The organism is Nonomuraea sp. SYSU D8015 (assembly GCF_008065375.1).
Lineage (GTDB): Bacteria > Actinomycetota > Actinomycetes > Streptosporangiales > Streptosporangiaceae > Nonomuraea.
Map to the genome: position 1 here is coordinate 40,309 of NZ_VJYI01000033.1, position 16,093 is coordinate 56,401.

The following is a 16,093-nucleotide window of genomic DNA, read 5'->3' on the forward strand; positions in this document are numbered from 1 at the left end:
AACCCATCTGTCAGCCAACGTATTTCCGGGACCGTCCATCTATGGTTGACCGATTCATGACAGCCCGGCCGACCTGCGGTGGTCCAGACCCACGAACGCCGCCCATGTTCAGGAGGTAGTTCCGTGGTGATGTCGAGACGGCCAGGCCGGCTCCGACTATTTCATGACGGCGCCGGACGGCGCCGCCGATGGAGCGGAGGAGGCTCGCGATGAGCAAGATCGTGCTGGATGTGTCGATGTCCCTGGACGGGTTCACGACCGGACCGAACGTCAGAGAAGAAGAGCCCATGGGGGACGGCGGCGAACGCCTCCACGAATGGCATGCGGGGAAGGGCCCGGGCGGGGAGGTCGACCTCGGCGTCCTGCGGAAGCTCGACGGGACGGTGGGGGCCGCCCTCATCGGACGGCGTACCTTCGACCTCGGTGTGGGCCCGTGGGGCGGCACGCCGTGGCCCGGCGTCCCGACCTTCGTGGTCACCCACCGGACCAGGGAGGACCTCCTCGGCGACAACGGCGGGACGTTCGCCTTCGATGGCCTGGAGGCCGCGACCCGGCGTGCCAAGGAGGCCGCGGGCGACAAGGACGTCTGGGTGATGGGCGCGGACATCGCCCGGCAGCTGCTCAGGGCGGGCCTGCTCGACGAGGTGCGCATCCAGCTGGTCCCCCTGCTGATGGGGGAGGGTACGCCACTGTTCGCCGGGGAGCGGGCCGAGCTGATCCCGGAAGGGAAGCCCGTCGCGGGCTCCGTGACTCACCTGCGCTACCGCGTTCGCCGCGATGCGTGAGTTGGAAGAGGCGGTTCACAGAGGAGGATGGACACGATGAGAACGGACACCTTGGCCACCTTCATCGAAGACGTGGCGTCCCTGGTCAGCACCATCGACGACGAGTATGAGATCACGAGTCAGGTCGCGGCTCGGTTGTCCGGTCTGTTGGCTAGCGACTACCGGCTTCCCCCGGAGTTCACCCGGCCGTCGGACGAGCGCCATGTCACCTACCCGCTCTACATCGCTCCCGACAACAGCTGGTCACTGGCGTCGGTGGTCTGGAAGGTAGGTCAACGCACTCCTGTGCACGGACACGACACGTGGGGTGTCGTCGGAATCTACTCGGGAGCCGAACGCGAGTTCCGCTACGTCAAGCCCGTGGCGTCTGAGCCGGTTACAGCCCTGACGCCGGCCGGTGAGCATGTGTGGGAACGCGGGCAAGTCACCGTGTGCTGTACGACCGACGACGACGTCCACGCCGTCGCAGCCGTCGGCGACGAGCCCACCGTTGGGATCCACGTCTACGGAGGCAACATCGGCATCATCAACCGGCGGTTGTACGATCCGGCCACTGGAGCAGTCCGATGGTTCGTCTCCGGCTGGGACAGCCCGGCAGGCGAATGAGGGAACCCGCCCCGCCTGTGCCGTCGTGGTCGAGCCAGGCGGTGCGGCGGGTGAGGCGATGATGCAGCCGACCCCATGCCTTCGCCGTGGCGGTGCTAGGTCTGGCCGGCGCTGCGGCGTGGTGTCGTTGCCCAGGACGGGAGCCACGTCGTCTCGGGGAGCGGTGTCAGGCTTGCGAAGTGGCTGATGACCGCCCGGAGTCCCGGATGCGGATTCGTTCTGGGGAGCATGAGGGAGATCGGGTAGGCGAGCGTCGGGTTCACGATCGGGATGCGGCGTAGGTCGTGGTTCGTCGGCCAGATGTACCGGTCGCGCGCACCGACGAGGGTGGCCACGTCGGCGGAGTCCGCGAGGGCGTCGAGGAGTACCTCGTTGCCGAAGTTCGGGCCTGCCGCGTCGATGCGGAGGTCGAAGGCGGTGGCGAGCTGATCGTAGAACTCTGACCATTCGCTCCGGGGCACGATGCCCGGCACCCAGATCCGAAGCTTGCGCAGCTGGGGTGGTGTCAGTGTTCGTGCGGAGGCAAGCGGATGCCGGGGGCCGACGAGGAGTTCCAGCGGGGAGTCGAAGGCGTGGATCATTTGCACGTCGCGCGGCAGCGTGGCCGGATCGGTGACGGTGCGGAACGAGGCGTCGATATCGCCTGCCTGGACGGCGGCGGCCGCCACATGAGGGTCGTCGACCTTGAGGGTCACCACGTCGAGGTCGGTTTCCGGGTGCGACCGCCAATAGTCGTGCAGAACGACGGCCTGCGCGCTTCGCAGCCCTAGAACGTCGATCCGAAGGGCCCGCGAGCCCGGCCTGACCGCGGTGACGGCGCGATCAACCCCCGCGACGATACTCCGTGCGTGCGGGAGGAACGCCTGGCCGTCGAGCGTCAGTTCGACCCCTCGGGCGGTACGGGTGAACAGGCGGACCTCCAGCTCGCGCTCCAGGGCGGCGATCCGCTTCGAGACCGCCTGCTGCGTCACGCCCAGCTCGTCGGCCGCGTGTTGAAACTGTCCGAGCTCGGCCGCCCGGACGAACGATCGCACGGCCTCGGTATCCATTGGCCCACCTTATGCCTGCCCAACCGATCGTTGTGGCTCGCCGAAAGGCGGTTGTTGGTCCGCCAGCACCTGATCGACGCCTTCGTCGCCGCGATGTGCGACCGCTGAGTCCGGGTGGCCGGGCGCACCGCTTCAGTGCGGCCCCGCAGCCACACACCCCGGTCCGGCTGCAGAGAGCACCGGTCACCATCGCCATCGCCTCGGCCGGGACAGCATCGAGGACGGGTGCTGTCACCGGCTGGAGTCGGCCTGGCCATGACGAACGGGCCCTCTCCAGCCAGTCGGCGGTACCCGCCCCGACTACGCGCGGGCTGATCAGTCGAGGCAGAACTCGTTGCCCTCGGGGTCGGCCATCATGATGTGACCGGCGTCGAGCGGGGGAGCGGGCTCGTAGCGGCGGAGGCGGGTGGCGCCGTGGGAGACGAGCCGCTCGGCCTCCGCCTCCAGGGCCGCCATCCGCGCCTCGCCCTCGAGCCCGGGGGCGGCCCGCACATCGAGGTGCACGCGGTTCTTGGCCTGCTTGCCCTCCGGCACCCGCTGGAAGAACAGCCGAGGCCCGGAGCCCTCGGGGTCGACCACCGCCGAGGCGTCGTTGCGGCGCTCGGGCGGCACACCCATCGCGTCCAGGGCCTGCTCCCACGACTCGAAGCCCTTGGGCGGGTCATCCAGCCGGTAGCCGAGGGCCTCGCCCCAGAACGCCGCCAACGCGGCCGGGTCGGCGCAGTCAAAGGTGATCTGGACGTCGCGGGCCATTTCAGCTCGCCTCCTGTCGGGTCCGGTGGTGGGTGTGCAGGTAGAGGTCGCGGAGCAGGCACACCTCGGCGAGATGGTGGATCAGCTCGCGGTTGATGTGCAGCACCAGCGCTGCCAGAGGACGCTCGGCGTACGGTCCCTCCGCCTCCCCGCATGGGCGGGCGAGGCCGGCTTCGCCGAGGGATTCCACCCCGGCCAGCCACGTGGCGTACTCCGCGTCGAGCTGGGCCAGCGCCTCGGCCGCGGTCGCGGCGTACTCGAAGGAGTGGTAGTCGGTGGGCGGGCGGCCGAAGTGGGAGGCGTTGCGCATCGCGAGCACGCCGACGACCACGTGCCCGAGTCGCCAGGCGATCGTCGTGAACGGTGGCGGGTCGGGCACCGGCATCGCGAAGTCGATGGTCATCGCGCCGGACCCGGCCTGCACCGGTGCGGTGCCGGTGCCGCGCGGACGCACGCTCCAGCAGCCGGGCGCCGGCTCCCAGAAGTACTCGTCATCGGTGAGTCCGTCGAGGCGATCGCGCAGCTGCTCGGTCCAGTGCCAGTCGATCTGCTCTCGGAGCAGGGGATTCCAGGTCTGGTCGGTCATGGTGCTCACTCTTCCGCATATAGCGGACAGGATCGTTCCGTGATCTGTGGAACGATGAGCAGGTGAGTGTCGAGGGGACGACCGAGCGGGTGCTGCGGTTGCTGGCGCTGCTGCAGCGCCGGCCGTCCTGGACCGCGGCCGAGCTCGCCGCCGAACTGGGGGTCACCGACCGCTCGGTGCGCCGCGACGTGGAGCGGCTGCGCGCGCTCGGCTACCCCGTGCACGCGACGGCGGGGGTCGGCGGCGGCTACCAGCTCGGCGCGGGCACCCGGCTGCCGCCGCTACTCCTCGACGACGAGGAGGCGATCGCGACGGCGGTGTCCCTGCGGCTGGCGGCGGGGGGCACGGTCGCCGGGGCGGGGGAGGCGGCGCTGCGGGCGCTCGCCAAGCTCGACCAGGTGATGCCGCCCCGGCTGCGCGCCGAGGTGCGGGCGGTGCACGGCGCCACGGAGACCCTGGTCGGCCCCGGGGTCGAGATCGACCCCGAGCTGCTGGTGACCCTCGCGCGAGCGTGTCGCGACGCCGTGCGGGTGCGCTTCCGGTACGCCGGTCGCGACGGCGGGGAGCGCGAGCGCACGGTCGAGCCGGTGCGGATGGTCGCCACCGGCCGCCGCTGGTACCTGATGGCCTGGGACGTCGACCGCGACGACTGGCGCACCTTCCGGCTGGACCGGATGCGCGAGGCGGGGGCGACGACCTGGCGCTTCCGGGCAAGAGAGCATCCGGACCCGGTCGCCTACGTGCAGCGGGGAGTGACGGAAGCGCCGTACCGGTATCTCGCCCGCGTGCGGGTGCACGCCCGGCCCGACCAGGTGCGGGAGCTGGTGCCACCCCAGGTCGGGCGCGTCGAGGACGATCGCGACGGGTGGTGCGTGCTCGCCGTCGGCGGGGATGACCTGGGCTGGCTCGCCATGCACGTGGCCCGGCTGGGCTTCGAGGCCGAGGTGCTGGAGCCTCCGGAGCTGCGGGAGGCCGCGGCCCTGCTCGCCCGCCGCCTCGCGGCGATGGCGGAGGACGTCCACCGGCGTGAGCTGCCCGCTGCCGCAGGCCAGGCGGGCGGGGCCGATCCGCCGGTCAGCTGACGCGGGCGGCGATGGTCCGCGCACACACCAGGGACTCGGTGTGCGTCGTGTCCACCTCCAGGTCGTAGATCACCCCCTCGTGAACCACATGGGCCTGGGACGCGGCCATTCCCCGGACGCGGTCTCCTCGTGCGATCTCACGGCCCGCGGCGACCGCACTTTCACATCTGACGCCGACCCACAGCACGTCCAGCCCGCCAAGAGCCTTCTGCCATCGCTGCTGGGATGCCGCTCCGCCGAGGAAGACCTCATCGATGATGACCCTTGCGCCGGCACGGGCCATCGCCACGACGCCCTCCGTCCACGCCGCGTACAGGGCCATGAAATCCGCCCCGACGCTCACCCCGCCGTCGGGCGCGAACGTGATGCCCTCGCCCGACGCCTGCATCTTCGCGGGCATGGCGGCGATGAACGAGTCGACCCCGAACGCCAGCCACGGATCGGGCAGTATGGCCTGCAGGCACCGTACGATCCCGGACTTCCCCGAGCTCGAACCGCCGTTGAGAATGATCATCTGGGTGGTCACCGCGCCACAGTAGTCCACTCTCCACACGGCACGAATCGAATTTCGGCAGGCACCGCCGCCACACCCCGGCTCATTCACCCGCCACCGGTGTCATGGAAACATTCCAGAAGTCGGCGTAGCGGCCACCGCGGCGCAGCAGCTCGTCGTGGCCACCTTCCTCCACGATCCGGCCGCCGTCCAGGAAGACGATGCGATCGGCGCGCCGGACGGTCCGCAGCCGATGCGCCACCATCACCACCGTCCGGCCCGCCATCAGGCGTTCGATGCCCTCGTGGACGGCCGCCTCGTTCACCGGGTCCAGTGCGGAGGTCACCTCGTCCAGCAGCACGATGGGCGCGTTCTTCAGCAGCGCTCGCGCGATCGAGACACGCTGGCGCTCGCCACCCGACAGCAGGGCGCCGCCCTCGCCGACGTTCGCGGCCCATCCTCCGGGCAGTCGCTCGATCACCTCGTCCAGCCGCGCCGCGGTCGCCGCCGCCCGCACCTCGGCCTCGTCGGCGTCGGGACGGCCGAGACGCACGTTCTCCTCGATCGTGCCGTCGAAGAGATAGACGTTTTGGAAGACGATGGCGATCTGCGCCATCAGCAGCTCAGCGCCGGCCGCGCGCACGTCCACGCCGCCCACGCGCACCACGCCCGCGTCCACGTCGTAGAACCGCGCGATCAACTGCAGCAACGTGCTCTTGCCCGCACCCGACGGTCCCACCACGGCGAGCCGCTGTCCCTCCGGCACGGACAACGACACGTCGTCGATCACCGTGCGGTCGCCATGCCGGAAGGTGACGGACTCGAACTCCAGGTCATGGCGTACTGGCCGGATCGGTTCGGGAGCCTCCGGCAGCGGCTCGGTACGCAACACCGTGTCGATTCTGGCCAGCTCGGAACGCGCGCCGCGTAGTTTGCCGCCGATGTCCGCCAGCGACAGCAGCGGATCGGCGCATCGGGCGGCCAGCACCAGGATCGTCAAGAGCTCTGCCGCGCCGATGTTCCCGCCGAGCGCGAGGTAGGCGCCCAGGGCCAACAGCACCGTGAACATCGCCTGCACCGTGAGGGTCAGGCCCAGGACGCCCGGCAGTGCCGACAGCACGGTACGGCGGGACGTGCGCTGGACCTCCCGCAGCGAGTCGTCGAGCAACCGGAAGCGTTCGACGGTCCGGCCGCCGGCCCGCAGCACCGGCTGGGCCTGGAGATATTCGATGACCCGCCCCGTGGCCTCGTGGTCGCGTTCGTGGCGCTCGGCATCAGTCGCGGCCATCGAGCGTCCCGTCCAGATCTGGGTCGCCGCCACGATCGGGACGGCGGCCAACGCGGCCAGCCCCATGCGCCAATCAAAAGCGAGCATCACGACGACGATCGTCAGGGGAGTCACGCAGGCGGAGACGAACGGCGCCAGCAGATGCGCGATCACGCCCATCGCCTGGAGGACGCCGCGGCTGGCCAGGACGGACACCTCGCCGACGCGGCCCGCGTTGTACCAGCCGAGGGGCAACCGGGCCAGATGATCGCCGAGCCGGTGGTACATGCCACGCAGCATCGTGGTCCCGACGCGGAAACCGGACAGATCGCTCCCGTAGCGCAGCACCGCGTAGACCGCGACCGCGGCCCCGAACGCGATCAGCCAGGGCACGGCAGCTCCGGGCGTGCTCCCGAACAGTGCCCGCAGCACCGGAACCAGCAGCGCGTAGGACAGACCTTCCGCTACCGCGGTCGTCGTCATCAGGGCCACGGTGCGACGCACCGGCTGGGCGTACTCGTGTCCCAGCACGCGCAGCAACATTCGAATCATCGGGATTCGTCTCCTTGGGTGATGGCCGATCGGTGGGACCGCCAGAACGCGGCGAACTTTCCGTCCTGTGCCAGCAGCTCGGCGGGCCTGCCTCGCTCGACGATGGCCCCGTTCTCCAGCACGACGACGTTGTCGGCGTCGGCGACCGTCTCCAGGCGATGGGCGATGACCAGAATCGTCCGATCGCCACCCAGTGTCGCCAGGGCCCGGCGCGCCGCCTGTTCGGTCTGCGGGTCGGCGAAGGAGGTCGCCTCGTCGAGCACCAGGACCGGTGTGGCGGCGAGCAGCGCGCGTGCGAGCGAGATCCGCTGTGCCTCGCCGCCCGACAGCCCGGCGTCTTCGCCGATCACCGTGTCGTATCCGCGCGGCAGCTCGAGAATCCGATCATGGATGTTCGCCAGCCGTGCGGCGCGGACCACGTCGTCACGGTCGGCATGCGGTACCGCGAGCGCGATGTTGTCCGCGACCGACGCGCGCAGCAGGCGAACGTCCTGGAAGACGAAGGAGACCGTCCGGTAGAGCTCCCGGCTGCCGACCTCGCGCAGATCCACACCGCCCAGGACGACCGAACCGTGCGTCGGATCGAAGAACCGCGGCAACAGCTGAACCAACGTCGACTTCCCGCTGCCCGACGGCCCGACGATCGCGGTGACCGTCCCAGGCTCGAGCACCAGGTCGATCCCGCGCAGGACCTCATGATCGGCCTCATAGCCGAAACGAACGTCACGCAGCTCCACCCGGTGGCCCTGGGGCGCGACCGGGTGCGCGGGCTCCGGCAGCGGCTGTACGCCGAGCACGTCCCGGATCCGGCCGACCGCACGCCGGGCGGCCTGCATGTCGTCGAAGCCGTGGCCCAGGGCCGCCACCGGAGCGGTCAGGCCCAGTCCGAGCAGCAGGAAGGGCAGCAGGTCGGCCGCGGCCAGAGAACCGTTCGTGATCAGGGTCGCGCCGCCGATCAGCACGACCAGCAGCACGAACGGCGGCGACAGCGCCAGCTGCATCCCGGCGGCGATGGGGGAGATACCGCGCACCCAGCGGAGAAAGGTGCCGGCGAAATCGTCCACGGCCGTGCGGAATCGACGGTGGGCGCGCTCGGACCCGCCGAACGCCTTGACCACCGAGATCCCCTGGACGAACTCCACCACGGAATTCGCGATCCGTCCCATGGCCGCGTCGAACTCCTCCTGCTCGCGCAGCCGGGCCGGGGTCATCATCAGAGGGACCAGCGCCACTGCCAGCACCACCGGTATCAGCGTGATCAGCGTGAGCCGCCAGTCGACGGTGAACAAGTAGATCAGCGACACCAGCGGCACCACGAACGCGGCGACGAGCTCGCCGGGGGTGTGGGCGATGAACGGGTGCACGGCGCTGACGTCTTCCCCCACCACCTTGGCCAGCTCGCCGGTCCGGCGCCGGGAGAACCAGCCGATCGGTACGCGCCCCAGCCGCGCGGCGAGCTGCCGGCGGAAGGTCAGTTGCACCTGGCCGTCGAGAACATGGCCGATTCCCGATGACGCGGCCGTGAACAGCAGCCGGACGAAAAAGCCGGCCGCACCGGCGATGACGACGGTCCAGACATGACCGTGATCGATCGGACCGGGCGACAACAGCGTACGACCCAGTTCGACGACCGCCAGCAGCGGCGCCAGACCCGCGACAGCGCCGACGACCTGCAGGATCATAACGGCGGCGAAACTCCGCAGATGAGGGCGCAGCAGCCGCGTCATGCTTTGTCCCGGTGCGAAGCCGTCATCCGGAGGTGGTGTGGACCGCTCCCTCGCCTGCGCAAGCTCGGTGGTGGTCATCGCTCTCCCGTCTTCGTCGATCTCGGGGTGACCCAGGCCCGTGCCTAGGCTTCGGTCCGCTTCTCCAGCCGGCTGCCACGCGGCAGAGTGACGGCCATGATGTTGCTGGGGATGTCCAACTCGATGCGGTGCCACCGCCCGCGTGGGACGATCGCCGCCGTTCCGGCCGTCAGCCTGATCTCTTCCTCCTCCTGTCCCGGCTGCTCCGGACGGAGGTAGAGGCGTATCTTGCCGACGAGGCAGGACACGACCTTCTCGGCCTCGGGATGGACCTCCCAGTGGTCGGCGTGGACGTCGGCGTCGGTCCTCGCATAGAAGGCCGTCAGCTGCCACCCGTCCTGGTCGAGGTCCATCGGTCTTTTCTCGGCGTGGATCTCGCCGCTTCGGTCGAGGCGGACGAAGGAGGCGAAGAGATCGATCGGGGTGACGGTCATGCCGAGGCGTCCTTCCTACGACGATCTTCAACTGCGGGCGCGGAGCAGATCGCGGTCGTCGCTCTGCTCGGCCCGTGATGGCGGGCTGGTCCGGCGCAGGACGGTGAGGGCGATGAGGACGGCGGCGACCAGGAGTGCGGCGCCGAGGGTCAGGCCGAGCGCGTATCCGTCGTTCAGCGCTTCGGGGGTGGCGGTCTGCCCGGTGCGGTGGTGGGCCGCGCTGCCGAGGGTGGCCAGTCCGAGCGAGGCGCCGATCTGGCGTGAGCTGGCGAGCAGGCCTGAGGCGGTGCCGCTCTCGTGGGGCGCGACGCCGGTGGTGGCGGTGGAGACGACCGGTCCGAGGCAGAGCCCGAAGCCGACGCCGGCGACGAGCGAGGGACCCAGGACGTCGGCGGTGAAGGTGCCATCTGGGCTGATCAGGCCGAACCAGGCGAGCCCGGTCGCGGTCAGCAGCCCGCCGATGACCAGGAGGATCCGCGGCGCGAGACGGTAGCCGAGTTTGACGGCGAGCACGGAGCCGGCGACCACGCCGAGGGCGATCGGCAGGAACGCCGCCCCGGCCAGGGCCGGCCCGATCCCGAGCACTCGTTGCAGGTAGAGGGAGACGAAATAGAAGGCCGCGGCCATGGCCGCGCCGACCAGCAGGTTGTAGGCGTTCGCGCCGGCGACCGAGCGGTTGGCGAACAGGCCGAGCCGGATCAGCGGTTCGCGGGCGGTGGTTCGCTCGACGTAGAGGAACGCGGCCAGCAGCGCGGCGGCGACCGCCAGGGTCGTCACGGTCGTCGGCGAGGTCCACGCGTACTCGTCGGTGCGGACGAGGCCGAACACCAGCAGGGTCATGCCCGCCGTGGCCAGGACGGCACCGAGGACATCCGGACGGCCGCCGCGAACCGGGGGCGGGCCGGCGGCGACACCCCGCCAGGCCAGGGCCAGCGCGCACGCGGCCATCGGCACGTTCACGAACATCACCCAGCGCCAGCCGGCGTACTCGGTGAGCAGGCCGCCGATCAGGACGCCGAGTGCGCCCCCGGCGGCGTTCATCGCACTCCATATCCCGAAGGCGCGGATGCGGGCCCTGCCCGTGGGGAACGTCGCGGTCAGCAGCGCCAGCGCGGCCGGTGCCAGTGCGGCCGCTCCGATGCCTTGGACGGCACGGGCGGCGACAAGGTGGCCGGGTTCCTGCGCGAAGCCGCCGACGAGCGAGGCGAGGCCGAACACGCCGAGCCCGAGCAGCAGGACCCGCTTGTGATTGTACCGGTCGGCCGCCTTGCCGCCCAGCAAGAGCAGCCCGCCGAAAGTGAGCGCGTAGGCGTGGATCACCCAGGTCAGGCCCACTGCGCTGAAGCCGAGGCCGGCAGCGATCTGCGGCAGTCCGACGTTCACGACCGACAGGTCAAGCGACACCATGAACTGCACGACGGCCACCGCGGCGAGGGCGATGCCCGGCCGAGCGCCCGGCTCGACGGCCACGCTTGCGGCTGCTGAATCCCTACTTGCCAACGTGACTCAGTCCTCTGCGCAGGGCTGCGCCGAGTTCGGCGACCTGCCGCTGCGACACCTCGGCGGACAGGATCGCCTGCGACCCGTGGAAGGTGCCGGGCCACTGGTGCAGCTCGACCGACACGCCTGCCTGCAGCAGGCGCAGCGCGTACAGGATGTCTTCGTCGCGGTTCGGGCAGAACTCCGCGGTGGCGATGTAGGCGGGGGGCAGGCCGGACAGGTCGTCGGCCCGCGCGGGGGCGGCGTACGGCGAGGGGGGCGCGGAACCCAGGTAGTGCCGCCACGCTGCGACGACTTTGTCGCGATTCATCCAGGGGGTATCGGTGAAGTGCCGCGCCGACCAGGTCTCCATCCGGTCGTCGAGCGCGGGCTGGTTGAGCAGCTGGAAGCAGATCGGCGGCCCCTGCTCGTCGCGCGCCCGCAACGCCACCCCGGCCGCAAGGTTGGAGCCGGCGCTGTGACCTCCGACGGCGATCCGCTCCGGGTCGATGCCGAGCTCGGCCGCGTGCTCGGCCGTCCAGGTCAGCACGGCGTAGACGTCGTCCAGAGCGGCCGGGAACGGCTGCTCGGGGGCCAGGCGGTAGCCCACCGAGATCACCACCGCGCCGGAGACGTCCGCCAGCCGGGCGGCCCACGGGTGCTCGGTGTCCAGGTCGCCCATGACCCATCCGCCGCCGTGCAGCCAGATGATGGCGCCCTGCGCGAGGTGCGGGCGATAGATCCGCACCGGCACCTGCGGATCGGCGGGCACTGTGCGCTCCTCGATCTCCATGTTCGAGGTGTCCGGCGGCGGGGCCGCGGCGGCGATCTCGGCGAAGCTCTTGCGCTCGGCGACCGGGTCGGTCAGGTTGACGCGGGGGAACAACGGGATGAACGCTTCCAGTTCGGGATCCATACCGGCATCCTCACCGCTGACGGCCCCGAGATCATCCGCCATCCGTCGGACATCCCGCCCCGGCCGCGCACCGATCGGCGCATACGCTGGTGCCATGGAGGCACTGGCCCAACGGCTGTCGCAACTGGATCCCCAAGCCGGAGGCGCGATCCGGGTCGTCATGTTCTACGACACGCTGATGCGCCGGCGGGTGGATCTGCCGGCGCTGGCCCGGGCCTCGGCGGGCCTGGCCGAGTGCGCGGCCGGGATCCGGCTCCACGGCAGGGGACAGACGATCCGCGTCTCGCCCGACGGCAGGCAGGCCTCCCTCCCACCGTCACCCGCGTCCACCACGGCGCCGATCACGCTCGACGAGGAGGAGATCGGCACGGTGTGGCTGGAACGCCCCGGCCCGCCGGGCCCGCTCGACGAACTGGTGCTGGACCGGCTCGCCATCGCCGCCGCGGCGGTCGTCGAACGGTACGGCCCGGCCCGCACCACCATGGCCGACCCCGCGCTCGTCGAACTGGTGATCAGCTCCGACAGCGACGAGGCGGCCAGAGCCCGGGCGTTACGGCTCCTGGGTTTCGCCGCCGACCTGCCGGTCCGCGTCGTCGCCGTACGGTCGCACCTCCCGCTCGACAAGGTCGGCGGCCTGATCTGCCCGGCCAGCCCGGTGAAGGCGGCACCACTCGCCGACGTGGGCGTCCTGCTGGCCACCGCCGTCAACGCGGCCCGGTTTCCCGCGGGTATACGGGCGGGCATCGGCGCCGCCGATAGTCCCGACCGATCCTGGCAGGAGGCCCGCACCGCCCTCCGCTTCGCCACCCCCCGCCAGCCGGTCGTCCACTACGACGACCTGGGCTCGCTGGCACTCCTGGCGCAGATACCCCAGGACGCCTCGCGCGACAACGCCGACGTGGCCGCGATCGCCCGCATGGCCGACAACCCGGAAGACCTGGAGACCCTGGACGCCTACTGCGCCACCGGCTCCCTCCGCCGGGCCGCCGACCTGCTCCACCTGCACCACAGCAGCGTCGCCCGCCGGCTCGAACAGCTCGGGAAGACCCTGGGCGTCGAGCTCACCGAGCCCACCGGACTGATACGGGCCAGGCTCGCCCTCACCGCGTGGCGGCTGCTCAACGACTGAGGAAGATCCCCCATTCGTTCGGTGGCATGGCCCCTTCCGGCGGGGCCCGTCACCGCTCAGGTCGATCTCTGCCCGTCCAGCGTCTCCCGGAGGATGTCGGCGTGCCCGGCATGCTGGGCGGTCTCGGCGATGACGTGCATCAGCACCCCGCGCACGCTCCGCACCGCTCCCGGCTCGTTCCAGGGCGCCTCCGGCAACGAGTGCGTCGCCGACAGATCGGGGAGGGCGGCGACGATCTCCTCGCTGCGGGCGGCGACCTGCTACCTCGATGGACGCGACATGCTTGATCAGTCCGCCGAGGCACAGTGCGCTGACCGTCGGGCGTTCGCCGAGTTGCTCGTCGCTCAGCGAAGCGGCCAGGAAGTGGCCGCTTCTCCGGGCAATATGAGGATCATGCCGAAGACCTCAGCGCGACTGCTCGCGTTGCTCTCGCTGCTCCAGGCGCGCCGGGACTGGCCGGCGGCGCTGCTGGCCGAGCGGCTGGACATCAGCCCGCGCACCGTGCGCCGCGATGTCAACCGCCTGCGCGAGCTCGGCTATCCCATCGTGGCCTTCAAGGGGCCCGACGGCGGATACCGGCTCGACGCCGGCACGGAGCTGCCTCCGTTGCTGTTCGACGACGAGCAGGCCGTCGCCCTGGCCATCGCACTCCAGATCGCCGCCACCAGCGGCGCCGGCATCGAGGAAGCCGCGGCACGCGCGCTGACCACCGTCCGGCAGGTCATGCCCACACGGCTGCGCCGCCGCATCGACACCTTCCACGTCACCGCCGTCGAGCCGCCCGCGACCCGACCGGACCCGCAGGTCGACAGCAGCGTGCTGATGGCGCTCAGCGCCGCCGTCCACGCCCGCGAGGTGCTGCGCTTCGACTACCCGGACGAGACCGGCGGGCAGAGTCCGCCGCGCCGGGTGCAGCCCCATCACCTCGTCACCTGGGGCGGACGCTGGTACCTCATCGCCTGGGACCTCGACCGCGAGGACTGGCGCACCTTCCGCGCCGACCGGATCACCCCCCGCATCCCCACGGGACCCCGCTTCACCCCGCGCGAGCTGCCCGGAGGTGAGGTGGCCGCCTTCGTGACCGGCAGGTTCCGGGGCTCCGACGGCTCCGGCTCCGGCGACTGGCCCTGCCGTGGCGAGGTGATCCTCGACCTGCCCGCCGCCGTCGTGTCCCGCCACACCCGTGACGGCGTCGTCGAGGAACTCGGCCCTGACCGCTGCCGGCTCGTCCTGGGCTCGTGGTCGTGGCCTGGCCTGGCCAGCGCCATCGGCAGGTTCGACGCCGACATCGAGGTCGTCGGCCCGGCCGAGCTCAAGGACGCCTTCGCGCGCCTGGCCCGCCGCTACGCCCACGCCGCCAGCGGCACCCCATAGACCCCTTGATCTCAACTGCGGTTGAGGTTGCAGGATGAGCCACCAGAGCCTGCCCGGCCTCTGACAAGGAGCGTGTACGTGACCGCGGAACTCGATCATCGACAACCCGCCGTCCGCGAGGCCGGTCCCGGCCACAGCTCCTCGCCTCTGATCGGATCGCGAATCACCTAGGACGTTCATGAAGGTCGAAATTTATGCCGATGTCCTGTGCCCGTGGTGCTACATCGGCAAGAGACGGCTGAGTGCGGCACTGGAGCAGGTCACCGACCGGGACAAGGTGCACACCATTTGGCGCAGTTTCGAGCTCGCCCCGGACGAAGGCCGGATCCCCGGTCCGACGGCCGCCGAGGCCATGGCCGGCTGGTGGGGCGATCAGGCGCCGGCCCGCACCGCCAGGATTCGGGCGCTGGGCGCTGCTGAGGGACTGGAGCTCAACCTGCATCTGGCCCGGCCGGTCAACACCTTCGACGCGCACCGGCTGTGCCATCTGGCCGCTGCCCGGGGCCTGGCCGGCCAGGCGATGGAGCGGCTGCTGCGCGCGTACCACACCGAAGGGCTGAACGTGGCCGACCCGCAGGTGCTTCGGCGCCTGGGCGGCGAGGCCGGGCTGGCTGACGCCGAGGTACAGGCTCTGCTCGCCGGCGACGACTACGCCGAACAGGTCCGCGCCGACCGGCGCCGCGCGGCCGAGCACGGGATCACCGGCGTCCCCTCCCTCGTGATCGACGGCGGACCCCCGGTGTCGGGCGTCCAGCCTCCCGCCGAGCTGCGCCGCCTGCTGGAGCATGGCCTGACCATGCTGAGGGATGTACCGCGCCAGTCCTGAAAGCGGCCTCGGTCATGGTGCGACGCCCACTTCGTCAGGGGCCATGCGCCCCGGCCGCCAGCCCCGGCTCGCGTAGTGCGGGATCTGCGGCGAGCCGGTCCTTGGGCTCCTCCTCAAGGACCAGACTCCGCATCGCCTGACATGGCGCGCCCCGGCCGGTGAGCGTGGTGGCTGCGGCGAGTACGACCAGCCCCCCCGCATGTGGTAACCGGTCGGCGTCACGTGGGGGAGGATCACGTACGGGGCAGCAGGAGACACCTCACGGCCTCACGCCGTCGGGGAACCCGGTCCAGCGCAGGTCGGCGGGGAGGTGGCTCATGTCGTTGAACATCACGATCGTGGGCGGCAGACCGGTACGGTACTCGATGACCGTCAGCGCGGTGTTGGCGCTGTTCAGTCCGAGCCACCGGGACGGCGGCGCATCCAGCGCGTGCCGCACCAGCCACGCGATCGGGTAGGCGTGCGTCACCAGGACCTCGTGTGTGTCGGGCCGGGTCCCATTCGTGGTCGCGTCGGGGACCTTCGCGAACCGGGCGACCAGGGCCTCGGCCAGCCTTTGCCCCGAGGCCGCCTCGATGTCGTCGTAGCCGTCGAAGAAGCCGGCCCAGGACGGGGGTGTTTCGGCCGCGCTGGGGACGTAGGGCACGTGGTCGACGAGTTCGGCGGCCTCGGTCACGGGCACGTTCGGCAGATGCCGGGCGAGTTCGTGCGCGCTTGCCACGGCGCGTGGCAGCGGAGAGTGCCACACGGCGTCGACCGGTACGCCGGCGAGCCGTTCGCCCAGCAGGCCCACCTGCCGGCGCCCGATGCCGGTGAGCTCCCCGAACGCGTCGGCTGCGCCGTGGCGTGCCAGGTAGAGGTGTCGCGTAGTCATCAGCAGTTGGGGGGTGCGGTGCCCGTGCGGGCCCGCTTCCCCTCTCCTTTCGCTCCGTAGGCATGGGTTCGGCGGCGTGCGGC

At 71.0% G+C, this 16,093-nt stretch carries 17 protein-coding genes; 6 read left to right on the forward strand and 11 right to left on the reverse strand.

Going from position 1 to position 16,093, the window contains the following annotated elements:
* Nucleotides 1–209: 209 nt before the first annotated feature.
* Together ID574_RS53810 and ID574_RS53815 are read left to right on the forward strand one after the other, a co-directional pair.
* Nucleotides 210–785 carry a dihydrofolate reductase family protein gene (locus ID574_RS53810; protein WP_188196853.1) on the forward strand — a complete coding sequence of 192 codons (576 nt, stop codon included), beginning with the start codon at nt 210–212 and terminating at the stop codon, nt 783–785.
* Between the two features lie 36 nt (nt 786–821).
* Entirely contained in the window at nt 822–1,391 is a 570-nt protein-coding gene (locus ID574_RS53815) for a cysteine dioxygenase family protein (protein ID WP_188196854.1), read from the forward strand.
* A 95-nt stretch (nt 1,392–1,486) separates the two neighbouring features.
* On the opposite strand, the gene ID574_RS53820 is transcribed toward ID574_RS53815, so the two are convergent.
* The 3 genes from ID574_RS53820 to ID574_RS53830 form a co-directional block, all read right to left on the reverse strand.
* Nucleotides 1,487–2,440 (reverse strand): LysR family transcriptional regulator, encoded by a 954-nt coding sequence (locus ID574_RS53820; RefSeq protein ID WP_188196855.1) that lies wholly within the window; start codon nt 2,438–2,440, stop codon nt 1,487–1,489.
* A gap of 315 nt (nt 2,441–2,755) precedes the next feature.
* Nucleotides 2,756–3,193 carry a VOC family protein gene (locus ID574_RS53825; RefSeq protein ID WP_188196856.1) on the reverse strand — a complete coding sequence of 146 codons (438 nt, stop codon included), beginning with the start codon at nt 3,191–3,193 and terminating at the stop codon, nt 2,756–2,758.
* A 1-nt stretch (nt 3,194) separates the two neighbouring features.
* Nucleotides 3,195–3,779: a DinB family protein gene (locus ID574_RS53830; protein ID WP_188196857.1), complete on the reverse strand. Its 585-nt coding sequence runs from the start codon at nt 3,777–3,779 to the stop codon at nt 3,195–3,197.
* A 62-nt stretch (nt 3,780–3,841) separates the two neighbouring features.
* Between ID574_RS53830 and ID574_RS53835 the strand changes: the two genes are divergently transcribed.
* Nucleotides 3,842–4,861, forward strand: a complete 1,020-nt coding sequence (locus ID574_RS53835; protein ID WP_188196858.1) for a helix-turn-helix transcriptional regulator — start codon at nt 3,842–3,844, stop codon at nt 4,859–4,861.
* Here the strand turns inward: ID574_RS53835 and cpt are convergent.
* The 6 genes from cpt to ID574_RS53865 form a co-directional block, all read right to left on the reverse strand.
* The gene (gene cpt / locus ID574_RS53840) at nt 4,854–5,387 is read right to left on the reverse strand and encodes a chloramphenicol phosphotransferase CPT (protein WP_188196859.1); all 534 of its coding nucleotides are present in this window, start codon (nt 5,385–5,387) and stop codon (nt 4,854–4,856) included. The two genes, ID574_RS53835 and cpt, sit on opposite strands and share 8 nt — an antisense overlap.
* Nucleotides 5,388–5,457: 70 nt before the next feature.
* Complete coding sequence (locus ID574_RS53845; protein ID WP_188196860.1) at nt 5,458–7,173, reverse strand: ABC transporter ATP-binding protein; 1,716 nt, start codon at nt 7,171–7,173, stop codon at nt 5,458–5,460.
* Entirely contained in the window at nt 7,170–9,113 is a 1,944-nt protein-coding gene (locus ID574_RS53850) for an ABC transporter ATP-binding protein (protein WP_223168045.1), read from the reverse strand. Before ID574_RS53850 ends, ID574_RS53845 begins: the two co-directional genes overlap by 4 nt.
* Nucleotides 9,023–9,412 (reverse strand): cupin, encoded by a 390-nt coding sequence (locus tag ID574_RS53855; protein WP_188196861.1) that lies wholly within the window; start codon nt 9,410–9,412, stop codon nt 9,023–9,025. Before ID574_RS53855 ends, ID574_RS53850 begins: the two co-directional genes overlap by 91 nt.
* A 27-nt stretch (nt 9,413–9,439) precedes the next feature.
* Nucleotides 9,440–10,882 (reverse strand): MFS transporter, encoded by a 1,443-nt coding sequence (locus ID574_RS53860; RefSeq protein ID WP_223168046.1) that lies wholly within the window; start codon nt 10,880–10,882, stop codon nt 9,440–9,442.
* Between the two features lie 19 nt (nt 10,883–10,901).
* Entirely contained in the window at nt 10,902–11,807 is a 906-nt protein-coding gene (locus ID574_RS53865) for an alpha/beta hydrolase (protein WP_188196862.1), read from the reverse strand.
* A gap of 94 nt (nt 11,808–11,901) precedes the next feature.
* Between ID574_RS53865 and ID574_RS53870 the strand changes: the two genes are divergently transcribed.
* Entirely contained in the window at nt 11,902–12,936 is a 1,035-nt protein-coding gene (locus tag ID574_RS53870; protein WP_188196863.1) for a PucR family transcriptional regulator, read from the forward strand.
* 56 nt (nt 12,937–12,992) lie between these two features.
* Here the strand turns inward: ID574_RS53870 and ID574_RS62595 are convergent, their stop codons facing one another.
* Entirely contained in the window at nt 12,993–13,133 is a 141-nt protein-coding gene (locus tag ID574_RS62595; protein ID WP_336245654.1) for a mycothiol transferase, read from the reverse strand.
* A gap of 196 nt (nt 13,134–13,329) precedes the next feature.
* On the opposite strand from ID574_RS62595, the gene ID574_RS53880 reads away from it, so the two are divergent.
* Nucleotides 13,330–14,310 (forward strand): helix-turn-helix transcriptional regulator, encoded by a 981-nt coding sequence (locus tag ID574_RS53880; RefSeq protein WP_188196864.1) that lies wholly within the window; start codon nt 13,330–13,332, stop codon nt 14,308–14,310.
* Nucleotides 14,311–14,488: 178 nt separating this feature from the next.
* The gene (locus tag ID574_RS53885) at nt 14,489–15,136 is read left to right on the forward strand and encodes a DsbA family oxidoreductase (protein ID WP_188196865.1); all 648 of its coding nucleotides are present in this window, start codon (nt 14,489–14,491) and stop codon (nt 15,134–15,136) included.
* Nucleotides 15,137–15,395: 259 nt separating this feature from the next.
* Here ID574_RS53885 and ID574_RS53890 read toward each other — a convergent pair whose 3' ends face one another.
* Entirely contained in the window at nt 15,396–16,010 is a 615-nt protein-coding gene (locus tag ID574_RS53890) for a histidine phosphatase family protein (RefSeq protein ID WP_188196866.1), read from the reverse strand.
* Nucleotides 16,011–16,093: the final 83 nt, after the last annotated feature.